Origin of the sequence: Agromyces kandeliae, from assembly GCF_009674665.1 — a bacterium.
GTDB lineage: Bacteria > Actinomycetota > Actinomycetes > Actinomycetales > Microbacteriaceae > Agromyces > Agromyces kandeliae.
On the sequence record NZ_WKJD01000009.1, the window covers coordinates 143,214 to 165,626 of the forward strand.

General features: G+C 71.6%; 19 protein-coding genes and 1 tRNA gene. 4 read left to right on the forward strand and 16 right to left on the reverse strand.

The window, feature by feature from the left end; all coding sequences use genetic code 11:
• Positions 1-1,334 precede the first annotated feature (1,334 nt).
• The 7 genes from GJR97_RS06025 to GJR97_RS06055 all read right to left on the reverse strand — a co-directional run bounded on the left by GJR97_RS06025 (position 1,335) and on the right by GJR97_RS06055 (position 8,732).
• Complete coding sequence (locus tag GJR97_RS06025; RefSeq protein ID WP_154345602.1) at positions 1,335-2,168, reverse strand: inositol monophosphatase family protein; 834 nt, start codon at positions 2,166-2,168, stop codon at positions 1,335-1,337.
• Between the two features lie 9 nt (positions 2,169-2,177).
• The gene (locus GJR97_RS06030; protein ID WP_154345603.1) at positions 2,178-3,290 is read right to left on the reverse strand and encodes a Gfo/Idh/MocA family protein; all 1,113 of its coding nucleotides are present in this window, start codon (positions 3,288-3,290) and stop codon (positions 2,178-2,180) included.
• Positions 3,291-3,295: 5 nt separating this feature from the next.
• Positions 3,296-4,234, reverse strand: a complete 939-nt coding sequence (locus GJR97_RS06035) for a carbohydrate ABC transporter permease (protein WP_229276021.1) — start codon at positions 4,232-4,234, stop codon at positions 3,296-3,298.
• Positions 4,231-5,226, reverse strand: a complete 996-nt coding sequence (locus tag GJR97_RS06040; protein ID WP_154345604.1) for a carbohydrate ABC transporter permease — start codon at positions 5,224-5,226, stop codon at positions 4,231-4,233. Before GJR97_RS06040 ends, GJR97_RS06035 begins: the two co-directional genes overlap by 4 nt.
• 75 nt (positions 5,227-5,301) lie before the next feature.
• Complete coding sequence (locus GJR97_RS06045) at positions 5,302-6,621, reverse strand: ABC transporter substrate-binding protein (protein WP_154345605.1); 1,320 nt, start codon at positions 6,619-6,621, stop codon at positions 5,302-5,304.
• A gap of 292 nt (positions 6,622-6,913) precedes the next feature.
• Positions 6,914-7,582 carry an RraA family protein gene (locus GJR97_RS06050; protein WP_154345606.1) on the reverse strand — a complete coding sequence of 223 codons (669 nt, stop codon included), beginning with the start codon at positions 7,580-7,582 and terminating at the stop codon, positions 6,914-6,916.
• Positions 7,569-8,732 carry a mandelate racemase/muconate lactonizing enzyme family protein gene (locus GJR97_RS06055; RefSeq protein ID WP_154345607.1) on the reverse strand — a complete coding sequence of 388 codons (1,164 nt, stop codon included), beginning with the start codon at positions 8,730-8,732 and terminating at the stop codon, positions 7,569-7,571. Before GJR97_RS06055 ends, GJR97_RS06050 begins: the two co-directional genes overlap by 14 nt.
• Before the next feature lie 113 nt (positions 8,733-8,845).
• Between GJR97_RS06055 and GJR97_RS06060 the strand changes: the two genes are divergently transcribed.
• Positions 8,846-9,580, forward strand: coding sequence for a FadR/GntR family transcriptional regulator (locus GJR97_RS06060; protein ID WP_154345608.1), 735 nt, complete (start codon positions 8,846-8,848; stop codon positions 9,578-9,580).
• A gap of 64 nt (positions 9,581-9,644) precedes the next feature.
• Here GJR97_RS06060 and GJR97_RS06065 read toward each other — a convergent pair whose 3' ends face one another.
• The 8 genes from GJR97_RS06065 to GJR97_RS06100 all read right to left on the reverse strand — a co-directional run bounded on the left by GJR97_RS06065 (position 9,645) and on the right by GJR97_RS06100 (position 16,295).
• Complete coding sequence (locus GJR97_RS06065; protein WP_154345671.1) at positions 9,645-10,952, reverse strand: L-fuconate dehydratase; 1,308 nt, start codon at positions 10,950-10,952, stop codon at positions 9,645-9,647.
• A gap of 234 nt (positions 10,953-11,186) precedes the next feature.
• Positions 11,187-12,200, reverse strand: a complete 1,014-nt coding sequence (locus GJR97_RS06070; RefSeq protein ID WP_154345609.1) for a LacI family DNA-binding transcriptional regulator — start codon at positions 12,198-12,200, stop codon at positions 11,187-11,189.
• 4 nt (positions 12,201-12,204) lie between these two features.
• The gene (locus GJR97_RS06075) at positions 12,205-12,672 is read right to left on the reverse strand and encodes a MaoC family dehydratase (protein ID WP_154345610.1); all 468 of its coding nucleotides are present in this window, start codon (positions 12,670-12,672) and stop codon (positions 12,205-12,207) included.
• A gap of 1 nt (position 12,673) precedes the next feature.
• A complete protein-coding gene (locus GJR97_RS06080; protein ID WP_154345611.1) occupies positions 12,674-13,804 on the reverse strand; it encodes an extracellular solute-binding protein in 1,131 nt (376 codons plus the stop codon).
• Positions 13,801-14,970, reverse strand: coding sequence for a CaiB/BaiF CoA transferase family protein (locus tag GJR97_RS06085; protein ID WP_154345612.1), 1,170 nt, complete (start codon positions 14,968-14,970; stop codon positions 13,801-13,803). Before GJR97_RS06085 ends, GJR97_RS06080 begins: the two co-directional genes overlap by 4 nt.
• Before the next feature lie 290 nt (positions 14,971-15,260).
• Positions 15,261-15,345: transfer RNA gene (locus GJR97_RS06090), tRNA-Tyr, on the reverse strand.
• 97 nt (positions 15,346-15,442) lie between these two features.
• Positions 15,443-16,120, reverse strand: coding sequence for a PH domain-containing protein (locus GJR97_RS18705; RefSeq protein WP_324613210.1), 678 nt, complete (start codon positions 16,118-16,120; stop codon positions 15,443-15,445).
• A gap of 10 nt (positions 16,121-16,130) precedes the next feature.
• Positions 16,131-16,295, reverse strand: coding sequence for a hypothetical protein (locus GJR97_RS06100; RefSeq protein ID WP_165307681.1), 165 nt, complete (start codon positions 16,293-16,295; stop codon positions 16,131-16,133).
• A gap of 177 nt (positions 16,296-16,472) precedes the next feature.
• Between GJR97_RS06100 and GJR97_RS06105 the strand changes: the two genes are divergently transcribed.
• A complete protein-coding gene (locus GJR97_RS06105; RefSeq protein ID WP_154345614.1) occupies positions 16,473-17,492 on the forward strand; it encodes a LacI family DNA-binding transcriptional regulator in 1,020 nt (339 codons plus the stop codon).
• A gap of 140 nt (positions 17,493-17,632) precedes the next feature.
• Here GJR97_RS06105 and GJR97_RS06110 read toward each other — a convergent pair whose 3' ends face one another.
• Positions 17,633-18,778: an ROK family transcriptional regulator gene (locus GJR97_RS06110; RefSeq protein WP_324613211.1), complete on the reverse strand. Its 1,146-nt coding sequence runs from the start codon at positions 18,776-18,778 to the stop codon at positions 17,633-17,635.
• 116 nt (positions 18,779-18,894) lie between these two features.
• Between GJR97_RS06110 and GJR97_RS06115 the strand changes: the two genes are divergently transcribed.
• A complete protein-coding gene (locus tag GJR97_RS06115) occupies positions 18,895-21,090 on the forward strand; it encodes an alpha-galactosidase (protein WP_154345615.1) in 2,196 nt (731 codons plus the stop codon).
• Complete coding sequence (locus GJR97_RS06120) at positions 21,087-22,412, forward strand: ABC transporter substrate-binding protein (RefSeq protein WP_154345616.1); 1,326 nt, start codon at positions 21,087-21,089, stop codon at positions 22,410-22,412. Before GJR97_RS06115 ends, GJR97_RS06120 begins: the two co-directional genes overlap by 4 nt.
• The last annotated feature ends 1 nt before the right edge of the window (position 22,413 follow it).

Genomic DNA, 22,413 nt, shown 5'->3' on the forward strand with positions numbered 1-22,413 from the left:
GGGTCGGCCCGGGGATGACCCGGCGCGCGGTCCTCGGTGCGACCCGGCGACGGCGGGGCCGGCGTGCGCCCGGGGATCGGACCGCGGGACGGGTCAGCGGCCGCGTTCGGCCGCGCACGATCCGACGGCTCCGTGCCGGCAGGGCCGTTCGAGGCCGGACGCGAGGTCGGAGCCGGGCGAGGGCCCGGCGCACCCGTCGACCCCTGCTGGGACGATCGCGGCGCGCCCTGGGGCTGCGGCCCGACACGCGGGTCGTCGGAGCGGCGGCCGGCCGGAGCGACGGCCTGCTGGGGTCCGGGCTGTGCGCGCTCGGGGCGCGGCGCGGGCGCGGTGCGCGGAGCCGGGCCCCGCTGGTCGGCATCGCGGGTGCGGGCGGGGTCGGGGCGACGCTGCGGGGTCCACTCGGGTGCCGGCGCGCCCGGTTCGGTGCGCCGCGGCCGGTCGGCAGGCGCCGGCGCCGGCGCCGACCGAGTCGGAGCCGATGGAGCCGCGGGAGCGGGAGCAGGAGCGGCTGAGGCCCGCGGTGCGGACCCGGGCCGGTCGGCGCGAAGCCCCGAACCCGGGACGTCGATCGGTCCGGCGGCCGCGCGGCGGCCCGTCCGGGGTGCGGGGTTCGCGGGTGCCGCCGGGGCGGTGGTCGGAGCGGGAGCAGCCCGCCTGGCCGGGCTCGCCGGCGTCGCGGCGGAGTCGGGTCGGGTGGGGGCCGGTTCCTGCGGGGGCAGGGGGTCGCGGCGCATTCGGCGCGACGCCGTCGGGGCGGCGGGCGGCGTCGACGGACGGGGCGCGCCCGACTGCCCGTGGGCCGGGCCGGCGTCGGCCGCCGCCTCGCGGCGATCGCGCGGACGCAGCGGCCCCGTGGCATCCGCCCGCCGTCTGGGTTCGCTCGCAGGACCCGCCACCGATGCCGACGGGCCGTGCGACGGCAGGTACGACTCGAACGAGACGCCTCCGGATACGCCGACGGCCGAGTCGCCGACCCGGCGGTCGGCCGGCTCGGCCGGTGAGGAGGATGAGGAGCGGTCCCGCAGTTCGCGGCGCGTCGGTGTGCGCTCGGACCGCAAGCGGTCTCTGGTGCCTGGCGCTGAATGGTCGGGCACGAGGGGGGACTCGGGCACGTGGGGGACTTTCGCTCGTTCGGGGGCTGACGGGGGGCTCGTCATCTCCGGGCGGGCCGAGATCACGGATCGATAAAGCGTAACCGGTCGATCGCCGGATCGCCATGTCGGGCGGCATGCGGAGAGGGTCGTCCGGATAGGGCCGTGCAGGACCCCGCGCGAGCGCGACCGGATGACGCCGGGCCGACGCCGGGCATTCGCGCCCGGGCCCGCGGAACGTCAGGCCCCGGCCTGCTCGAGCAGCGCGGTCAGGTCCTCGAACAGGGACGGCGCCGCCGCGACGAGCATCCGATCGCTCTCGGCCGCCCCTCCGAGCCCGCCGACCCGTCCGCCCGCCTCGCGCACGATGAGCGCGCCCGCCGCATGGTCCCACGGGTTCAGGCCGAGCTCGTAGAACGCGTCGAGGCGGCCCGCGGCGACCGCGCCCAGGTCCAGCGCGGCCGACCCGATCCGACGGATGTCGCGGATGCGCGGCAGCACGTCGACGAGCACCGCCGCCTGGTCGGCGCGCCGGTCCGCTGCGTACCCGAATCCCGTCGCGACAAGCGCCCGCGACAGGTGCACGTCGTCGTTCACCCGGAGCTCGCGCTCCCCGAGCCCGTCGACGAGCCGGGCCCCGCCGCCGACGCTCGCCTCGAACACCTCACCCGTCACTGGGTTGACGACGACCCCGGCGAGCCCGTGCCAGTGCGCGGGGTCGGGCGGTCCGTCGACGACCGCGATGCTCACCGACCACGCCGGGATGTCGTAGAGCAGGTTGACCGTGCCGTCGATCGGGTCGACCACCCAGTTCAGGCCGCTCGAACCGACGTGCGTGTCGTCCTCCTCGCCGAAGATCCCGTCGTCGGGGCGCGCGTCGAGGATCATCGCACGGATGCGCTCCTCGGTGTCGCGATCGACGGCGGTCACGACGTCGGTCGGCGTCGACTTCGTCGCCGCGACGCTGATGCCCTTCCGGCGTTCCTCGAGGGCCGCGTCGGCGGCCGCGAGGGCGATCCGGCGGGCGATGGCGAGCAGGTCGACGGATGCCGCAGCGGCGGCGTTCTCGGTCATGCCCCCACGCTACTGCGGGAGCACCGCCTCGCTCACCCGCAGCGGCACGCCCTCGCGCTCCTCCGACTCGTAGGCCGCCTCGACGACCGCCATGGTGTGCAGCACGTCGTCGACGGAGGTGGGAAGGGTCGGCACCGACCCCTCTGCGTACCGCTGCACGGCACCCATCGAGCCGATGAAGGCGTCCGGGAACCACGAGCCCTCGAACGGCACGGCGACCCAGCCCCGCTCCTTCTCGGCGAGCAGGGCCAGCTCGAGCGCGTCGGGCCCGCCGACGGGGTAGTCGAGCAGGAGGCCCATCTGGGCGCGGATGGCGCCCTTGGTGCCCTCCCACTTGATGAAGCTCTCCTCGTGGGCCGGCCCGTACGCGTGGTCGTGGTTCGTGCTCACGGTCACCCGGATCGGACGGTCGCGGTAGCGCATGACGATGAGCGAGCGCGTGTTCGCGACATCCGCCTTCTCCGGATGGCGCGACGTGACCGCGCTCACCGAGTCGGGGTCGCCGAGGAACGAGCGGATGAGGTCGACGTAGTGCACCGAGTGCATGTTGATCTCGAGCCGCTCGAGCCCGAACACGTGCGGGAACAGGTGCCACGGCGTGTCCACCGACACGCGGATCTCGAGGTCGTACAGCTCTCCGATGACGCCCTCGGCGATGAGCCGGCGGGCCGCGGCCACGTACGGCGCGAACCGCAGCTGCGCGTTCACGGCGGCGACGAGGCCCTTGCTGCGGCAGAGGTCGCGCAGCTCGACCCCCTGCTCGTAGGTCTGGCCGAGCGGCTTCTGGATCAGGACGGGGGCGCCGTCGGGCAGCTGCTCGAGCGTCTCGAGGTACTGCTCGGGCATGAGCGCGATGTCGTACACGGCGTCGGCCGGAGCCGCGGCGACGGCCTCGGCGACCGTGCCGAACACGTGCTCGATGCCGTACTCGTCGGCGAGCGCCCGGGCGCGCGCGACGGTGCGGTTCACGAGCCCCCACACCGGGTAGCCGGCCTTCCGGTACGCGGGAAGGTGCGCGTCCTTGACGATGCCGCCGGTGCCGATGATGACGATCGGGCGCGGATGCCGCGGCAGCTCGAGCGTGTACGCCTCGGCCGGATGGAACTCGGGCAGGTCGGACATCGCGCTCATCCCTTCACCGCTCCGACGGTCTGTCCACGGATCAGGAAGCGCTGCGCACCGAGGAACACCACCAGGAGCGGAATCATGGAGATCACGGTCGCCAGCGCGAGCTGCGGCATGTAGAGCTTCACGTCGAGGCCCGCCGCGACGGTCGCGTTGAACAGCGGGCTGGCGCCGATGAGCTCCTGGATGCCGATCGAGATCGTCTTGTTGTCCTGGTTCGACGTGAGCAGCGCGAGCGGCAGGAAGAAGTTCGTCCAGTTCGCGACGAACGAGAAGAACGCGATGAGCGCCACGACCTGCTTGGCGATCGGCAGCGCGACCTGGAAGAAGATCGCGACCTCGCCGAGCCCGTCGATGCGGGCGGCCTCGACGAGTTCGGGCGGCATGGTCGTCATGAAGTGGATGTAGCTGAGGTACACGCCGAACGGGAAGAAGCCCATGATGACGGCCACGGGCCACAGCTGGCCGACGGCGCCGATGGCGTTCACCTCGAGGAACAGCGGGATGACGAGCACGGTGTTCGGCATGACCATCGCGAGCAGCGTGGCGAACAGCCAGAACCGCCGCGAACCGAAGCGCAGGCGCGCGAGGGCGTAGCCCGCGGGCAGGGCGGCGATGAGCGCGAGCACCCCGCCGACGACGGCGACGATGAGCGAGTTCATGATCCAGCGCAGGAACACTCCGCCGCCGCCCGGACCGAAGCCCATGAGCTGGCCCCAGCTGTAGACGACGTTCTCCCAGGACATCCCGCCGAGTCCGAGGAAGCCGTCGCCGCCGGCCTCGATCCCCTCCTGGCTCCGGAAGGCCATGGCGATGAAGCCGAGGATCGGCAGCACGAACAGGCCGGCGACCACGAGCATGACGACGATCCGCGAGACGCGCCCGACGCCCCAGCGGCGCGAGCCGACGATCTCGTGGGTCTCGTGCGACATGGTGGTCATCGGGCCTTCTCCTCTGACTCGCCGAAGAGCCCGCTCCGGAAGACGATCACGATGCCGATCGCGAGGGTGATGACGAGCAGGATGATCGACATCGCCGCGGCGGCGGGGAAGTTGCGGTTGGTGAAGGCGAATGCGTAGCCGAGCTGGGTCGGCGCCCATTCGCTGTCGATCGAGCCGGAGGAGATCTGCCGCAGCAGGTACGGCTCGAGGAAGAGCTGGAACCCGTACGCGAGGTTCATCAGTGCGGCGTATCCGATCCACGGGCGGATCAGGGGCAGCTTCACGCGCCAGGCCAGCTGCCACGCGTTGGCTCCGTCGAGCGCCGCGGCCTCGAAGATCTCGTCGGGGATGCCGTTCAGGCCGCCGTTCACGATGACGATCCAGGTCCCGAGGCCCTGGAAGAACAGCATCGCGGTCAGGATGAGCGGCAGGTTCTCGGTGGTGACGACCTCCTTGAGCGTGGTCATCCCGAGGTCCTGCCAGAGGAATGCGATGGGCGACTGCGAGGGGTTCAGCAGGTACACCCAGAGCACGAAGTTCGCGATTCCGGCGAGGGCGCCGGGGATGTAGTAGACGAAGCGCATGGCGCCCCCGAAGCGCCCGGGGCTCGCGTGGATGAGCAGCGCCATCGCGACGATGCCGAGGATCATGATCGGCAGCCAGATGATCATGACCGTGAAGATGTTCACGAAGGTGCCGAAGAACCGGTAGTCGGTGACCACCGTCACGAAGGACTCGATCCCCCCGAATCCGGTCTGCGGATTCACGAGGGTCGGCGCCTTCTGCAGGCTGATCCAGAAGGCGTACCCGATCGGGATCGCCGCGGCGACGATGAACAACAGCAGGTACGGCGCCATGAGGATGAAGGCGCCGCGCCGTTCGACGCGGTGCGGCGCCCGGCGCTTCGCCGCCCGGCGCTTCGCGGCGGGTGCGGCCGCGCGCGACCGCTCCGCCGTTCGAGGCCGCTCGGCCTGGGTGGTCGCTGTCGTCATGTCGTCATCCTCTGTGATGCGGAACGAGTGGGGTGCCCCCCGGGGCGTCCTCCGACGCCCCGGGGAGCAGTGTCGTCACTGGACGGTATAGCCCACCGACTGGGCCTGGTTGACCAGTTCCTCGCCGAACGCGTCGATCGCGTCGGGCACGGTGCCGCCGGAGATGAGCGTGGGGCTCACCTTCTCGGTCCACACCGACCCGGTGTCGTAGAGCATGTACGCGTAGGGCTGCACGGCGCCCGCGGCATCCTTGAACGCCTGCTGCACCGAGGGGATGTCGGCGAAGTAGGCGTCCGCCTCGATCTTGGCGAGCCAGGCGTCCTGCACGGGGCCGTAGCCGGGCAGGCCGGTCGAGAGGTCGACCTGCCAGCGCGGGTCGGTGGCGACGAACGTGGCGAAGGTGAGCGTGTTCTCGAGCTGCTTGCCCGTGATGTGGGACGAGACGCCCCACAGGCCGCCGCCCTCGTTGCCGGTCGACGGCGACGACTCGCCCTCCCAGGCCAGCGGCGCGACGGCGCTCATCTCGCCTGCCGGGATCTTCCACGTGTCGCGGAAGAGGTAGTTGCCCCACCAGACGGCACCCGGGCTCATCACGAGGTTGACGCCGGCCTCGGCGGCATCGCCGTCGAAGATGCCCTGGGTCGAGAGCGCTCCGCCGTCGTACATCTCGGTCAGCAGCTCGGTGGCACGCTCGCAGTTCGGGTCGGAGAGGTCGATGTGCGCTTCCGTCTCCGACACGCGGTCGTTGGTCGGGCAGTTCGCGCCCTGGAGGTAGCGGTTGATCGCATAGGCGTCGCCGAGGAACCCGCTGATCTTGCCGGGGTGCTCCTCGGCGATGGTGACGGCGAGTTCGCCGTACTCCTCCCACGTGGTGGGCAGCGTGTAGCCGTTCTCATCGAAGAACGCCTTGTTGTACCAGAACACGTCCGGGGCGGCGTCGTTGCGCAGGCATCGGATCTGGCCGTCGATGTCGCAGAACGAGAGGACGGCCGGGTCGTACCCCTCGATGACGTCCGGCAGCAGGTCCGTCAGGTCGGCGGCGTAGTTGCTCGAGGAGCTGGTCGCCCATGCGATGTCGTCGTTCGACGGGAAGAAGATGGCATCGGGCCAGCCGGAGCCGGCCGAGTCGAAGTTGGCGAAGGACTGCTTGACCGTCTTGCCTCCGACGGTGCCGTCGATCTGGACGACGTCGATCTCGATGTCGGGGTAGGCCTCCTGGAAGGCCTCGGCCGCGGGCACGCGGGGCGGGTCGACCCAGACGGTGATCTTGCCACCGGAGTCGGTCTGGGTCGACGACTCGGCGGCATCGCCGGCGGCGCACCCGGACAGGACGAGCGCAGCCGCGGCGATCGCCGCAACCCCCGCGCTCGCCGAGAGGAACCTCGTGGTCTTCATTGACACTCCTTGGATGAGGTGGCGCGGACATCACGCCGTCGTGGTTGTCGTGGTCGGTCGGTGCTTGCGGGCCACCGGCCTGGGGTGCTCAAACGTTATACCAGTCGTCACCTCGAAAGCAAACGTTTGAGCAACTTCAGTGCCGAGTCTGGGGTCCCGGCGCGGTCGATGGTACTAGAGATCAGATGAATATGGGAGAGAGAATCCGAGAACGCTCCGAAACCCGGCGAATTGTCCGAAGAGATTGGATAAATCGGATCGGAACGGCCCCTGCGGTGAAGCATCGCCGCACTCAGAGCACGCGGTGCCGCTCCCAGACCGCCCGGAGCGACTCCCCGGCGAGGAGCTCCGCGAGCACCGTCGACTCGCGCGCCGCACGCTCGCGGGCCAGGGCGAGAACGGATGCCTCGTGCTCGCGCGGCACGACCACCACGCCGTCGTCGTCCGCCATGAGCAGGTCGCCGGGCGCGATGCGGACGCCGCCGAGCACGACGGCGACGTCGTGGGCGATCACGCGCATGCGCGCGCGGTAGTCGATCGGTCGACGGGAGGCGGAGAACGCCGGGAACCCGAGCGCGGCGATCCGGTCGGTGTCGCGCAGGTTCCCGTCCGTGACGACGCCCGACGCGCCGGATCCCAGCGCCGCGGCGCTGAACAGCTCGCCCCAGAACGCGGAATCGTTGCTGCGATCGGTCGCGACCACGACGAACTGCCCCGGGCCGATTCCGTCGATGAACTCGATGGCATCCCGGTACGGGTCGTCGGGGTCGTCCTCCAGCGCCGGTGCGAAGCGAACGGTGCGGGCCCGTCCGATGGCACGCGAGCCGGGCACGATCGGCGCGAGTCGATGCCGGAGCACCTGGTGACGGAGGCCGGCCGCGTCGCACGAGTCGCTGAGGATCGCCGTCGAGAGTCGATCGTCGCCGGGCAGCGGCGTGAAGCCGAGGTCAGCGGATGACATGTCCACCTCCGGGGCGGAACGCGAACCGTCGCTCGATGTCCTCGGTCAACCGCACGCCGAGGCCGGGCGCCGTCGGAGCCCCGATGCTCCCGCCGGCGAAGTCGACCGGCGCGACCTGGAGCGCATCGCGCAGCGGGTTGGGCAGCGTGCAGTACTCGAACAGCTCCACGGACGGCTCGGCGAGCACCGTGTGCAGGTTCGCAGCGAAGGTCACGCCGCTCCCCCACACGTGGGGCACGCAGTCGATCGACGCCTCGCTCGCGAGCGCGGCGACCCGGGAGAACGCGCGCGGCCCGCCGACGAAGGTGACGTCGGGCTGCACGATGTCGACCGCGTCCCGCGCGATGAGCTCGGCGAACTCGCGAACGGTGCCGTTGGATTCGACCCCCGAGATCGGGACGTCGACCGCCCGGCGGACCTGCGCGAACCCGGCGACGTCGTCGGCCTGGCAGGGCTCCTCGTACCAGCGCGCCCCGAGCGCCGCGGCATGCCGGCCGACGCGGATCGCGTCCTCGGGCGCCCAGGGCGACGATGCGCACGCCTGCACGGCGTCGATGATGAATCGCGCTCCCGACGGCAGGCCGCCGACGACGTGATCGAGCAGCTCGATCGTGGTGTCGGGGTCGGACATCGCCCGGAACTTCACGGTTCCGAATCCGGCGTCGAACTGGGACGCGGCCCAGCCGGCGACCTCCTCGAACGTGGTGCCGAGACCGCCGCTCGCGTACGCCTCGATGCGCTCGCGCGCGGCACCGCCGAGGACCTCGTACGCCGGCACGCCCTCGCGCAGTGCGACCGCGTCCAGCACGGCGGTCTCGATGGCGCCGGCGACGCCGCTCAGGATGCCCCCGCGCGACCAGAACGCGGTGTAGGCGCGGAGGTGGTCGCCCACGTCGAGCGGCGACGCGAACGGGACGTCGAGGAGGTAGGGGCGGAACGCGTCCAGGATGCCGGGCACGGCCGTCGCGGCCATGATGCCCGCGCCGGCCTCGCCGATGCCGCGCGTGCCGTCGGCGAGCTCGACCTCGACGAGCGCGGCGTCCCACGAACGGATCGTGCCGCCGACCCAGACGAGCTCGTCGCCGGGGTCGTAGCGGTGCGAGAGCAGCACGGCTCTGACATGTCGGACGGATGCGGAATGGTCGCTCATCGTCGAGGCGCTCCTAGGGATCAGATCGGACGTTTCGCTGCGACGATAGTTGCTCAAACGTTTGATCGCAAGAATTGATCGGATGAAACGCCCCGCGCACCTAGGATGGCGCCATGTCCGACGTGCCCGTGCCCACTCGTTCGCAGACCGATGTCGTCATCCAGGGCATCAAGGACATGCTCACGCGGGGCGACCTGAAGCCCGGGTCCCGGCTGCCCATCGAGAAGGACCTCGCCGCCCAGCTCAGCGTGTCCCGCGGGTCGCTCCGAGAGGGCGTCCGCGCACTCGCGACGCTCGGCGTCCTCGAGACCCGGCAGGGCGACGGCACCTACGTCACGGCGCTCGATCCTGCGGCGCTCCTCAGCCCGCTCGGCTTCCTCGCGGACCTGCAGCAGCCCGCGCATGCCGCAGACCTCCTCGCCGTGCGGCGCGTGCTCGAGGCGGAGAGCGTCTCCCTGGCCGCGACCCGGATCACCGACGACCAGCTCGCCGACCTCGAGGCGATCCTCGCGCGCGTCGACCGCGCGCTCGAGGACGAGGACCGGATGGACCTCGAGGAATTCATCAACACGGACACCGAGTTCCATCGGACCATCGCTGCGGCGAGCGGGAACCCGCCCCTCGCGGCGCTCGTCGACGCCCTCGTCGGACGGACGTTCCGCGCTCGCCTCTGGCGCGCGATCAGCAACCGCGGCTCGGTGCGCGAGGCCCAGCGCGAGCATCGGGCCATCCTCCACGAGCTCGCGAGGCGCGACCCCGGCAGGGCGAGCATCCGGATGTCGACGCACCTGCTCGGCGTCGAGCAGTTCAGCGCCGAGCACGCCGACGAGGATCCCGAGGCCGGCTGAGCCGATCGCGACGCCCGCCCCGGACGCGCCCTCCGACCCGCACGGTCGGGGCCCGGTCGGGGAGCTAGGCGACGGCCTCCGCCCAGTAGCCGCCCGTCGGGAACGCGAACCGCGCGACGGACGCCTCGTGCATCTCGGCGCTGTACCCCGGCTGCGACGGCATCGCGTAGTGGCCGTTCTCGACGATGCACGGGTCGACGAAGTGCTCATGGAGGTGGTCGACGAACTCGGTCACCCGGTTCTCGAGCGTGCCCGACACGCACACGTAGTCGAAGATCGACAGGTGCTGCACGAGCTCGCACAGCCCGACGCCGCCGGCGTGCGGGCACACGGGCACCCCGAACTTCTGCGCCATGAGGTAGACCGCGAGGATCTCGTTGATGCTCGCGAGCCGCGCGGAGTCGAGCTGGCAGTAGTCGATCGCCTCCGCCTGGAACATCTGCTTGAAGAGCACGCGGTTCATACCGTGCTCGCCCGTGGCGACGCCGATCGGCGCGACCGCGCGCCGCACGGCCGCGTGCCCGAGCACGTCGTCGGGGCTGGTCGGCTCCTCGATCCACATCGGCCGGAACTCCGCGAGCCGGCCCACCCACTCGATCGCCTCGGGCACGTCCCACACCTGGTTCGCGTCGATCATCAGGTTCGCGTCCCAGCCGATCACCTCGCGGGCGATGCGAAGTCGACGGATGTCGTCCTCGACGTCGGAGCCCACCTTCAGCTTCACGTGGCGGTAGCCCTCGTCGACCGCCTCCTGGAGCAGACGACGCAGCTTCTCGTCGGAGTAGCCGAGCCAGCCGGCGCTGGTCGTGTAGCAGGGGTAGCCGCCGCGCGCCTCGAGGTCGGCGATGCGGGCGGCACGGGTCGGCGCCTTCTCGGCGAGGATCGCGATCGCCTCCTCGCGCGTGAGCGCGTCGGAGAGGTAGCGGAGGTCGGCGGCGTCGACGAGCTGCTCGGGCGTCATCTCGGCGAGCAGCCGCCAGAGCGGCTTCTTCGCGACGCGTGCCGCGAGGTCCCACATCGCGTTCATGACCGCGGCCATCGCGAGGTGCACGACGCCCTTCTCGGGACCGAGCCAGCGCAGCTGCGAGTCCGACGAGAGCTCCCGGTAGACGGAGCCGAGGTCCGCGACGGCCTCGTCGACGGAACGGCCGACGAGGGGCAGACCGCGCTGGCGCGCGGCCTCGACGCACAGGTCGTTGCCGCGGCCGATCGTGAACGTGAAGCCGTAGCCGCGCACCTCGGGGTCGTCGGTGTGGATGACCACGTACGCGGCGGAGTAGTCGCCGTCCTTGTTCATGGCGTCGGACCCGTCCATGCTCAGCGAGGTGGGGAACCTGACGTCGTGGGCGGTCACGGCGGTGATCGTGGTCATGTCGTGGACTTCCTGGATCTGGCCCGGGGCGGCGGGGTCGCTGCACTGCGAGTCGGGGTGGGCGATTGGGGTCATGCGGGATGCCGACGGGCCGCGCGACCGCGCCTCTTCGCGGGGTCACGCATCGTGCGGCGTTCGGCAGTGCGTTCACTCTAGCGGATTCATTGGATGAATTCGCGGATTTTTCGGGCAGCAGACCACACGACGACCCGCCAGGTCGCAAATAGATCGGCTCTATCGGCGCGGAGCCGCGGTCGACTCGCGGATGACGAGCTCGGGCGCGGGCTCGCGCACGACGTGGTCGGCGAGGACGCCGGTCTCGATCCGCTGCAGGAGGTCCTCGACCGCGCGACGTCCGAGTTCCGCGAGCGGCATCCGCACCGTCGTCAGGGGCGGCCACGCGTTCGCGGCCGTCCAGGCGTCGTGCATCGCCACGATCGACAGGTCCTGCGGGACGCCGAGACCGAGGCGCCGGGCCTCCAGCAGCGCCCCGTGGGCCGCGTTGACGTTCGCGACCACGATGGCGGTCGGCGGCTCCTCGAGCGCGGCGAGGGCCGCCATGGCGGCTCCGCCCTGCTTCGGCTCGTACCCGAGGCGCGTGACGAGTTCGCCGGCGACCTCGAGGCCGGCATCCGCCATCGCCGCCCGGAATCCCGCCTCGCGCCGCTGCCCCGAGTCGGAGCGCGGGAGCCCGCCCACGAACCCGATGCGCCGGTGCCCCAGCCCGATCAGGTGCTCGGTCGCGATCCTGATGCCCCGGGCGTCCTCGAGCGTCACCGACCCGACGTGATCGGGATGGATCGAGTTGATGAAGACGAGCGGCAGCGGCGCCTCGACGAGGGCGCGCATGTCCTCCGCGCGCATCGCGTCTCCGACCTGCAGCAGCACGCCGTCGACGCGCCCCTCGCCGATGAGCCGTGGGATCGTGTCCTCGCCGTCGGGCATGCCCTCGGTCCGGGCGATCAGCACCATGTTCCCACGGCGCAGCGCCTCCTCCTCCACGCCGCGCATCAGCTCGGCGAAGATCGCGTTCGTGACGTCCGGCACGACGAGTCCGATCACGTTCGTCCGCGCCGACTTCAACGCGCGGGCCGCGAAGTTCGGGCGGTAGCCGAGCTCGCGCGCGGCCTCGTGGATCCGCTGCCTCGTGGCGGCGCTCACCCGTGCGCTCGGCGCATCGCTCAGGACGCGGGAGACGGCTGAGACCGAGACTCCCGCCCGGGCAGCGACATCGCTCAGGGTGGCCATGCGCTCAGTGTAGGGACTCGACCCCGACACGACGGTTGACGAGGTACAGGTGCGTGAGCACCAGTACCGTCTCGCCGCGCTGGTTCACGACCGACACGAGTTCGTGCACGTACCCGAACTCGTCCGGCCGCTTCGCATGGTCCGACTTGTCCGTGATCTCCGCGGTGACGGTGATGGTGTCGCCGATGAACACCGGGCGGATGAATCGGATCCGTTCGTACCCGTAGCTCATCGCCTGGGGGTTGATGTCGCCCGCCGTCATGCCGACCGCGACCGACAGGATCAGCGTGCCGTGGGCGATCCGCTGCCCGGCCGGCTGCGTCGCCATCCATTCCGCGTCCATGTGGTGCGGGAAGAAGTCGCCGGTCTGCCCGGCGTGCAGGACGATGTCCGCCTCGGTGATCGTCCGCCCGACGCTCTCCCGGCGTTCCCCGAGCTCGATGTCCTCGAACCAGCGGTCGATGGTCTGCATGTCAGCCCTCCAGGTGGCGCTCGGTCGCCTCGTCGAGGCGTGCGATGAGGTCGTCGTCGGTCAGCCGCCCGGCGAGGGCGGCAGTGATGAGCGGCCCGATCTCGTTCTGCAGTTCGGGATAGTCGGGGTGCCGCGGTCGCACGTACGCCGATTCGAGGGTCGCCCGCGTCCCGCGGAAGAAGTCGAGGGTCGCCTCGTTCGCCCGGTCGGAGTCCCACGCGACGGCGTTGCCGGGCTGCCCGCCGCCGTCGAAGTAGACGCCCTCCTGCACGGCTGCGGAGTCGAGCCAGAACGCGTGCGAGATCGCCGCCTCCGGATGCCGCGTGCGCGCCGACACCGCGATGCCGGCGCCGCCGAGCAGCGACCCGCGGACCCCGGCCGATCCCGCAGGGATGTCGACGTAGGCGAGGCGATGCTCGCGGAAGCCGGCGCGCGAGTAGTTGGTGTAGCCGAACAGGAGCGGGCTGTAGGCGTACCGATCCCCCTCGGCGAGCCGGTCGGCGACGTCGATCGGATTGAGGCCGAGGTTGTCCTCGGGCGTCAGCTCGGCGAGGCGCCGCATGAGCGCGAGCGATTCCAGTGCCGCCTCGCGCGGCAGGAAGACGCCGGGCTGCCGCATCGGCTCGGTGCCGTGGCTCGCCGCGATCGTGACGAGGCTCGAGAAGGCGTCGACGGGCTTGGCCGGCCAGAGCACGCGACCCTCGGCCGCGAGCGCCAGCACCTCCTCCCAGGTCGTCGGCGGTGCGTCGAGGAGGTCGGGCCGCCATGCCGCGACCTGGGCCGCGGCATCCGTCGCCAGACCCCACTGCCGCCCCTCATGCCGGTACGACGCGTGCGAGGCACCCACCGACTGCCCGGCGAGCACGGCGAGCTCGTCGTCGTGGCCCTGGCCGTCGAGCGGGAGCAGCAGCCCGCGCTCCGCCGCGAACGGGATGTGCGGGTGGTCGATGACGAGCAGGTCGTGGCCCTCGACGAGCTCGTCGAGCCCCTGGTCTCCGAAGGCGAGGAGCGAGCGGTACTCCCAGGTCACCTCGACCTCGGGGGCCACTGCCCGGTACGCCGCGGCTGCCGCGGCGACGCTGCCGTATCCGCGCTCGTGCTCCCAGGTGATGCCGCGGAGCACCGTGGTCATGCGGTCACCTCGACGGGCGGGAACTCGGCGCGGATCCTCGCGTCGTCCTCTCCGAGGCGCGGCGCCGCCTTCGCGCTCGTGAGCACCTGTCCGTCGATGCGGATCGGCCCGCGCGTCGTGGCGAGCGTGGTCTCTCCGCGTCGCACCTGCTGCGTCATCCGGATGGCGGCGAAGCCGTCCGACTCGAGGAGCTCGTCGAGCGTCAGCACGGGCGCGCACCACACGTCGGCGGCATCGAGGATGTCGAGCCACGACTGCGTCGTGCCGGTCGCGAAGCGGGCCGCGAGCACGGCCTCGATCTCCTCCTGGCGGTCCCACGCCTCCTGCGGGTCGACCATGGCCGCGAGCTCGGGCAGGCCGAGGAGCTCGCCGATCCTCGGGATCGGGTTCATCGCGAGCGCGAGGTATCCGTCGGAGGTCGGGTAGGTCCCGTACGGAGCGGCGAGGAACGCATGTGCGGAGTGCGGGCCGCCGCGCCGCACGTGGATGCTGTCGTCGTTGAGCCTCGTGCTGAGCAGCTCGAACTGCAGGTCGAGCATCGCCTCGAGGAGGCTCGACTCGGCGTGACCGCCCTCACCGGTGCGGAATCGCCGGACGAGGAGCGCCGTGACGCCCTGCGCGATGTGGCAGCTGAGCAGGTGGTCGGCGATCGAGAGGCCGACCGGCACCGGGCCGTCCTCATGGCCGCCGCTCAGCCACGGCAGGCCGGAGACGGACTGCGCGAGCAGGTCCTGTCCCGGGCGGTCCTTCCACGGACCCTCGGTGCCGTATCCGGTGGCGCTCGCGTACACGATCGACGGGTTGATCTCGCGCACCGACTCGTAATCGAGCCCGATGCGCTCCATCACGCCCGGGCGGAAGTTCTGGATGACGACATCCGCCCGCGCGACGAGCTGCTTCACGTAGGCGAGGTCGACGGGCGACTTGAGGTCGGCGGTGATCGACTCCTTGTTCCGGTTCATGGCGTGGAACGAGACGGTGTCGCCGTCGGCCGTGCGGCCCGCGAAGGCGAGGGTCCGACCGATGTCGCCGGTACCGGGTCGCTCGATCTTGATCACCCTCGCGCCGAGGTCGGCGAGCCGCATCGCCGCGACCGGCCCGGCCAGGAACTGGCTGAAGTCGAGCACGAGGATGCCGTCGAGCGGCAGGGGCTGCGGTGCGTTCATGCAAGGGCCTTCGGGTGTCTTCGACCGCCCGGCTCGGTCGCGGCAGTGCGTCGGCCGTGGAGGTCGGATGGATGGTCAATCGGTTGATCAGATCAATCGTTTGATCAGCGTAGACGATCGGTGGACGACATCGCAACAGGCGCGTCGCGGCGCGGCGCGGCGACGCGCGGGCCGAGGCGCCGCGAGCCGGCGGCGAGACGAGGGCCCGGGCGCGGGCGGGCGCGGGCGCCGGCGAAGCGACGTCAGCAGCCCGCCAACGGAAGAAGCCCCGGCGAACCGGGGCTTCGACATGGTGGCGAGTGAGGGATTCGAACCCCCGAAGTCGTAGACAGCTGATTTACAGTCAGATCCCTTTGGCCGCTTGGGTAACTCGCCGAACGCCCGACCACGTTGTTCACATGACCGGGGGCCACACAAGGATACCCGCGGTCGGCCGATGCGAGAAATCGAGCCCGGCGCGGCCCCGCGAGCGTCAGATCCGCTCGATCGGGACCGTGTCGTTGGGGCCGAGTCCGTCGGCGCGCTCGCTCGTCGCCGGGGCGACCCTGGGCGCCGATCCGGTCGCCGACGACGCCTGCGACCCGCCGCCCGCCGCGCCGGGCCCGCCGCCCAGCGGCACCCCCGTCGCCCGGTTGACCGGCCCGCGCAGGCCGGCCCGGGCGATGACGCGCTGGATCGTGAGGTCGCGCTCGTTCGGCGAGCCTACATATCGGATCTCGTTCAGCCCCTGCCGCTGCGCGGCCGACTCGAACACGATGTGGCCGAACCCGAAGATGCGGCCGAGGACGGGCCGGTGGACCGAGATGTCGAGGATCCGCGAGAGGGGCATCGTGGCGATGTTCTGGGTCAGGATCCCGTGCACCCGGAACACCCTCATGTTGGTGATGACGAACCGGTCCATCTGCGCCTGGAGGATGCGCCACAGGCAGTAGCAGGCGAGGCCGATCGCGAGCACCGCCGGCAGCCACCACGCCTGCGGCGGCACCACGAACGCGAGCAGCAGCAGCGGCACGGATGCCACGAGCCCGAGCACGGGCTTGACGATCGCCGCCCAGTGCTTCGCGACCTCGTCCACGACGACCTCGCCCTCGTCGGCGATGAGGAACCGCTCGACGCGGGGGTCGAAGATGCTGCGGGCGTCGGCGGTCACGTGCGCTCCGTCAGGATGCGAGCGAGGTGAAGAACCGGCCGACCGCCTCGGCGGCGCCCCAGACGGCGGCGAAGGCGCCCTGGACCGCGTTCGCGGCATCCTCGGGCCTCGTGATCGTGTAGAACAGGGCGAACCCGATGACGAGCCCGATGGCGATGCGCTTGACCCACTTCACGGCGGTGGTCCCTTCGAGTAGAGGTGGGTGTGGGCAAGCCAGGCCCCCCGAAGGCCCGCCCCGGACCCGCTCTTTTCTACCGCACGCCGGGGCGGCCCTCAACGCGCCACTCCGCTCGGCGATAGGATCGGCTGTCCCGGTCCGCGCTCCAGGCGGACGGCGTCAGGCGAGGAATCCATGGTCGGCATCGAAGAGGTGGCCAAGCTCGCGGGGGTCTCCACCGCGACGGTCTCGCGCGCCCTGAGCGGTCGTGGCCACGTCTCGCCCGCGTCGAAGGCCAAGGTCGTGGATGCCGCGGCGCAGCTCGGCTACGTCGTCTCGTCCAACGCGTCGAGCCTCGCGTCGGGTCGCACGCGCAACGTGGGCGTCGTGATCCCGTTCCTCAACCGGTGGTTCTTCGCATCGGTGCTGGAGGGCGCGCAGCAGGCGCTGCTCCGGCACGGCTACGACGTCACGCTGTACAACCTCTCGGGCGACGGCCGCGAGCGCTCGAGCGTGTTCGAGCACTTCCTGCTCCGCCAGCGCGTCGATGCGGTCGTCGCGGTCTCGCTCGAGCTCACCGAGCACGAGGTCCAGCGGCTGCACGACCTCGGCAAGCCCCTGGTCGGCGTCGGCGGCCCGATCCCGGGCGTCCGCACGCTCACGATCGACGACGCCGCGGTCGCCCGGCTCGCGACCGAGCACCTCATCGCCCTCGGGCACCGCCGCATCGCCCATATCGGCGGCGACCTCGAGTTCGACCTCGACTTCCACCTGCCGACGAACCGGCGGCTCGGATACGAGGCCGCGCTGCGCGACGCGGGCGTCGAGCCCGACCCCCGCATCTTCGCCCCGGCGGACTTCACGATCCAGGGCGGCTACCACGCCGCCAAGCAGCTGCTCGGCGTCCCGCACGACCGGCCCACCGCGATCTTCGCCGCGTCCGACGAGATGGCGATCGGCTCGATCCTCGCCGCTCGCGACCTCGGCATGGTCGTGCCGCGCGACGTCTCGGTGATCGGCATCGACGACTACGACCTGTCGGAGTTCTTCGGCCTCTCCACAGTGGCCCAGTTCCCGCGCGGCCAGGGCGAGAAGGCGGTCGAGATCCTCATGGAGCAGCTCGAGCCCGGTCCGGATGCCGCGCCGCCGGCCGCCACGCCCCTCCCGTTCGAGCTCCGCGTGCGCTCCTCCACGGCGGTCCCGCCCGAGCGCTGACGGCTCGGGTCGCACACATTCACGGGCGGTTTCCGGGCTGGAGTACGCCCGGAGCCCGAACTCCACCCGAGAATCGGGACTCGAATCGCGAGCACGCGCGGGCGGGGCGGGTGAACGCGGGGCGCCGGGCGACGGACGCGTCAGGCGGAGAGACGGAGCCGGCCGAGCGAGCCCTGGATGGCGACCGCGGCTGCGCCGCGGGCCCACGACCCGAACCCGGCCGAATCCACGTGGACCTCGACCGGGGTCGCCTCGGGGTCGCGGTCTGCGGCGAGCGCGGCGAGCGCCGTCTCCCCGGCGACCCGCCAGAGCCCGACACCCTCGCCCGAGAGCACGATCGCCTCGACCATCGTGAGATTCGCGATGTACCCCATCATGCGGCCGAGGGCGCGGCCTGCGGCATCCGTCACCGATCGGGCCGCCGGGTGGCCCGCCGCGGCCAGGTCGAGCACCTCGTCGTAGGCGACCTCGCGCCCGAGCGCGATGCCGACCTGCGCGCAGATGCTCGGGATCGACAGCATCGCCGTCGAGCAGCCGCGATGTCCGTCGAGGCAGAGCGGACCGTTCGGGTCGAGCGGCAGGTGCCCGCCGAGGCCGAGGCCGGTGTCGGGGGTGGTGACGACGCGGTCGTGCATCACGAGGCCGTAGCCGACGCCGGCGCCGACGGTGACGACCGCGAACGCGTCGTGCGCGCGGGCGGGTCCGAACCACTGCTCGGCGGTCGTCAGCGCGGTCACGTCGTTCTCGATGTCGATCGGCAGGCCGAGCCTCGCCTCGAGCAGGTCGGCGAGGGCGACGTCGCGCCAGCCGAGGAACGGCGCACGGGTCACGACGCGCTGACCGGCGACGTTGCCGCCGACGCTGAGTCCGACACCGCCGACGGCTCCGGCTCCGGCGACACCGCGCAGCCCGTCGACGAGTCGCGAGATCGCCTCGACCACCCGGTCGACGTCGTGGCCGTCGAGCGGCTGCTCGGCCTGCGCGAGCGAGCTCGCGCGGAGGTCGGTGAGCACGCCGTGCGCCGCCTCGCCCGTGAGCTTGATCCCGATGAACCGCTGGGCATCGACCCGTACGTCGAGCGGCCTGGCGGGCCTGCCCGTGGCGCCCTGCACGGCCTCGGCGGCCTCGACGAACAGCCCGCGGTCGAGGAACGGCTTCGACAGCCGGGTGAGGCTCGCCGGCGAGAGTCCGAGCCGGCGGCCGAGGTCGGCGCGGGAGATCGGGCCGTGGATGAGCACCTCGCGGGCGAGTTCGCGGGCGGAATCGCCGAGTTCCAGTTGGGTCACGCCGCCTCCTCACCGCGTTTCCTTCCATCATGGCATGAACCGACGTGTTCCACGGAGCGAAAAGCCAGAACGAAGTGAGTATTGACACTCCGTTATTTCTGTCGTAGAAATAACGCATGCTCCGATCAGCGCCGATCCACCTCCGCAACGGCGGCACCAGCGTGGTGCTCGACCCAGCCCGTTCGGCGCTGCCCACGATCGTGCACTGGGGTGCCGACCTCGGCGCCGCCTCGACCGACGACCTCGCCGCGATGGCGCTCGCGGCGTTGCCCCAGCGCGTCTCCGGCGGACTCGACCACCCCGCCCCGCTCACCGTGATCCCCCAGGAATCCTCGGGCTGGCTCGGCACCCCCGGGCTCGCCGGCCACCGAGGCGGCCGCGTGTTCTCGACGAAGCTGGTCACCGAGGCCATCGAGGTCGACGGTGCGTCAGCCGAGATCCGAGCGACGGATGCCTCGGCCGGCCTCGCCGCGACGGTCGAGATGCACGTGACCGACGCCGGACTCCTCCGCCAGCGCATCACGCTCGAGAACCTCGCACCCGAGGCCTACGCGCTCACCGCGCTCACTCCGACCTTCCCCGTCCCGCTCGACGCGGACGAACTCCTCGACACGACCGGCAGGCACCTCCGCGAGCGCAGCCCGCAGCGTCACGCCTTCACCATCGGCACGCACCTCCGCGAGAGCCGGCGCGGCCGACCCGGAGCGGACGCCAGCCTCCTGCTCGCCGCCGGTCGCACCGGCTTCGGCTTCGAGCGCGGCCTCGTGTTCGCCGTGCACACGGCCTGGAGCGGCAACCACCGCCTGCTCGCCGAGCGCACGCCGACCGGCGAGGCGTTCCTCGCCGCGGGCGAGTTGCTCGTGCCGGGCGAGATCGAACTCGCCGAGGGCGAGTCCTACACGACGCCGTGGGCGATCGGCTCGTGGGGCGACGGCCTCAACGAGCTGTCGAAGCGATTCCACGACGAGCTCCGCGCCCGGCCGCAGCATCCGCGCCGCCCCCGCCCGGTCACGCTCAACACGTGGGAGGCCGTCTACTTCGACCACGACCTCGACACGCTGAGCGCCCTCGCCGACCGGGCGGCGAGGGTCGGCGTCGAGCGGTTCGTGCTCGACGACGGCTGGTTCCGGGGGCGCCGCGACGACACCGCGGGGCTCGGCGACTGGTGCGTCGACGCCGACGTCTGGCCCGACGGGCTCGGGCCGCTCATCGACCGCGTCCGCGGGCTCGGCATGGAGTTCGGCCTCTGGGTCGAGCCCGAGATGGTCAACCTCGACAGCGACCTGGCCCGCGAGCACCCCGACTGGATCCTCCGCGGCCGCGACGAGCTCCCCGTGCCCGCGCGGCAGCAGCACGTCCTCGACCTCGCCAACCCCGAGGCATGGCAGTACCTCCTCGATCGGCTCGACGCGCTGCTCGCCGAGTACGACATCGCCTACCTCAAGTGGGACCACAACCGCGACCTGCTCGAGGCCGGCGCCGCCGACACCGGCCGCCCGCGCGTGCACGAGAACGTGCTCGCGCTCTACCGCCTGCTCGCGGCCCTCAAGCGCCGCCACCCGGGGCTCGAGATCGAGTCGTGCGCGTCGGGCGGCGCGCGCGTCGACCTCGGGATCCTCGAGCACACCGACCGGATCTGGACCTCCGACACGCTCGACCCGATCGAGCGCCTGCAGATCCAGAAGTACACCGGGCTGCTCGTGCCCGCCGAGATGATGGGCGCGCACCTCACGAGCCCCGACGTCCACTCGACCGGGCGCTCGGTGAGCCTCGGCCTCAGCGCGGGCGTCGCACTGCTCGGGCACCTCGGCATCGAGTGGAACCTCACCGACCTCGACGACGACGGCCTCGACGCCGTCGCGGCGTGGGTCGCGCACCACACGCGCCACCGCGACCTGATCCACTCCGGTGCGCTCGTCCACGGCGACACGACGGATGCCGCGACCGACGTCCGCGGCGTGGTCGCGCGCGACGGAGCATCCGCCATCTTCACGTTCACGCAGGTGACCACCGGCGTGACCCACCCGCCCGGCCGCTTCACGCTGCCCGGCCTCGACCCCGACCGCCGCTACACCGTGCGCGTCGCCGCCGGCAGCCCGGACGACGGTCCCGGCCAGTCCCCGCTGCCCTGGGCCGAGCATCCGACCACGCTGACCGGTCGCCAGCTCGGCACCGTGGGCCTCCAGGCCCCGGTGCTCTTCCCCGCGCAGCTCGTGCTGCTCGAACTCACCCCGCCCGACCGCACCGACCCGACACCCGCACCGCACGGACCGACCGAACCGACCACCTCGCGCAAGGAGGCGCTGACATGACCGACCACCCCACCCGCCGGCAGCCGCATCGGAGACGACGCCCACGCCGACGCGCAGCGCTCGCCGCGGCATCCGTCGTCGCGACCGTCGCCGTGAGCCTCGGGCTCGTCGGATGCGCGAGCCCCGGCGACGACCGCGTGAAGCTCGACTTCTTCCAGTTCAAGGGCGAGGCCCTCGAGGACTTCGAGCAGATCATCGCCGACTTCGAGGCCGAGAACCCCGACATCGACGTCGTGCAGAACCAGGTCGCCGACGCCGACACGCTGATCCGCACCCTGCTCGTGAAGGACCGCACCCCCGACGTCATCACCCTCAACGCGAACGGCAACTTCGGCCGACTCGCGCAGGCGGGCGTGTTCCACGACTTCACCGGCGACCCGTTGCTCGACACGATCAACCCGGCGGTGCAGCAGATCCTCGCCGACCTCGGCACGTACGACGACGAGGTGAACGGGCTCGGCTACGTGAACAACGCCAACGGCATCATCTACAACCGCGACATCTTCGAGGAGCAGGGCCTCGAGGTGCCCGAGACGTTCGACGAGCTCATCGCGGTGTGCGACCAGCTGCAGGACGCCGGCATCACGCCGTTCTACGGCACGCTCGCCGACTCGTGGACCGTGCTGCCGTCGTGGAACGCGCTCGGCGCGTACCCCGCGCAGGGCGGGTTCTTCGACGAGATGCGCGCCGAGGGCGAGGACGTCGGTCCCGACTCGCCGGTGTCGTTCGAGAAGGACTTCCCGACCGCGATGGAGCAGCAGGCCGAGCTCTACTCCTACGCCCAGGAGGGATACCGCGGCCGCACGTACGACGACGGCAACGCCGCGTTCGCGAACGGCGATGCGGCGATGCTCATGCAGGGCATCTGGGCCGTCAACCCGATCCAGGGGATCAACCCCGACGTGAACCTCGGCATCTTCCCGTACCCGGGCACCGACGACCCCGACGACCGCCTTCTCGTCTCCGGCGTCGACGTCGTCGTGACGATGGGCAAGGACGGACCGCACCAGGCGGAGGCCCAACGCTTCATCGACTACCTCTTCCGGCCCGACGTCATCGAGGCGTTCGCGGCATCGCAGAACATGGTCCCCTCCGTCGAGGGCGCCGAGCTCAGCGACTCCGCCGCGATCCAGTCGGTCGCGCCGTGGTTCGAGGACGGCCGCATCACGGGCTTCATCGACCACCAGGTCCCGCCCGGCATCCCGCTCGATGCCACGGTGCAGGAGGCCCTCTTCACCGGCGACCCGCAGTCCGCGCTCGCCACCCTCGACCGCGAGTGGGCGAAGGTCGCCGCTCGCACGATCCCCGTGACGGGAGAGTGAC

What these genes read in the sequence shown, in the direction of transcription:
- GJR97_RS06025 (WP_154345602.1), bottom strand. Translation starts at nt 2,168, where the DNA reads ATGACCGAGAACGCCGCCGCTGCGGCATCCGTCGACCTGCTCGCCATC.
- GJR97_RS06030 (WP_154345603.1), bottom strand. Translation starts at nt 3,290, where the DNA reads ATGTCCGACCTGCCCGAGTTCCATCCGGCCGAGGCGTACACGCTCGAG.
- GJR97_RS06035 (WP_229276021.1), bottom strand. Translation starts at nt 4,234, where the DNA reads ATGACCACCATGTCGCACGAGACCCACGAGATCGTCGGCTCGCGCCGC.
- GJR97_RS06040 (WP_154345604.1), bottom strand. Translation starts at nt 5,226, where the DNA reads ATGACGACAGCGACCACCCAGGCCGAGCGGCCTCGAACGGCGGAGCGG.
- GJR97_RS06045 (WP_154345605.1), bottom strand. Translation starts at nt 6,621, where the DNA reads ATGAAGACCACGAGGTTCCTCTCGGCGAGCGCGGGGGTTGCGGCGATC.
- GJR97_RS06050 (WP_154345606.1), bottom strand. Translation starts at nt 7,582, where the DNA reads ATGTCATCCGCTGACCTCGGCTTCACGCCGCTGCCCGGCGACGATCGA.
- GJR97_RS06055 (WP_154345607.1), bottom strand. Translation starts at nt 8,732, where the DNA reads ATGAGCGACCATTCCGCATCCGTCCGACATGTCAGAGCCGTGCTGCTC.
- GJR97_RS06060 (WP_154345608.1), top strand. Translation starts at nt 8,846, where the DNA reads ATGTCCGACGTGCCCGTGCCCACTCGTTCGCAGACCGATGTCGTCATC.
- GJR97_RS06065 (WP_154345671.1), bottom strand. Translation starts at nt 10,952, where the DNA reads ATGACCACGATCACCGCCGTGACCGCCCACGACGTCAGGTTCCCCACC.
- GJR97_RS06070 (WP_154345609.1), bottom strand. Translation starts at nt 12,200, where the DNA reads ATGGCCACCCTGAGCGATGTCGCTGCCCGGGCGGGAGTCTCGGTCTCA.
- GJR97_RS06075 (WP_154345610.1), bottom strand. Translation starts at nt 12,672, where the DNA reads ATGCAGACCATCGACCGCTGGTTCGAGGACATCGAGCTCGGGGAACGC.
- GJR97_RS06080 (WP_154345611.1), bottom strand. Translation starts at nt 13,804, where the DNA reads ATGACCACGGTGCTCCGCGGCATCACCTGGGAGCACGAGCGCGGATAC.
- GJR97_RS06085 (WP_154345612.1), bottom strand. Translation starts at nt 14,970, where the DNA reads ATGAACGCACCGCAGCCCCTGCCGCTCGACGGCATCCTCGTGCTCGAC.
- GJR97_RS06105 (WP_154345614.1), top strand. Translation starts at nt 16,473, where the DNA reads ATGGTCGGCATCGAAGAGGTGGCCAAGCTCGCGGGGGTCTCCACCGCG.
- GJR97_RS06115 (WP_154345615.1), top strand. Translation starts at nt 18,895, where the DNA reads ATGCTCCGATCAGCGCCGATCCACCTCCGCAACGGCGGCACCAGCGTG.
- GJR97_RS06120 (WP_154345616.1), top strand. Translation starts at nt 21,087, where the DNA reads ATGACCGACCACCCCACCCGCCGGCAGCCGCATCGGAGACGACGCCCA.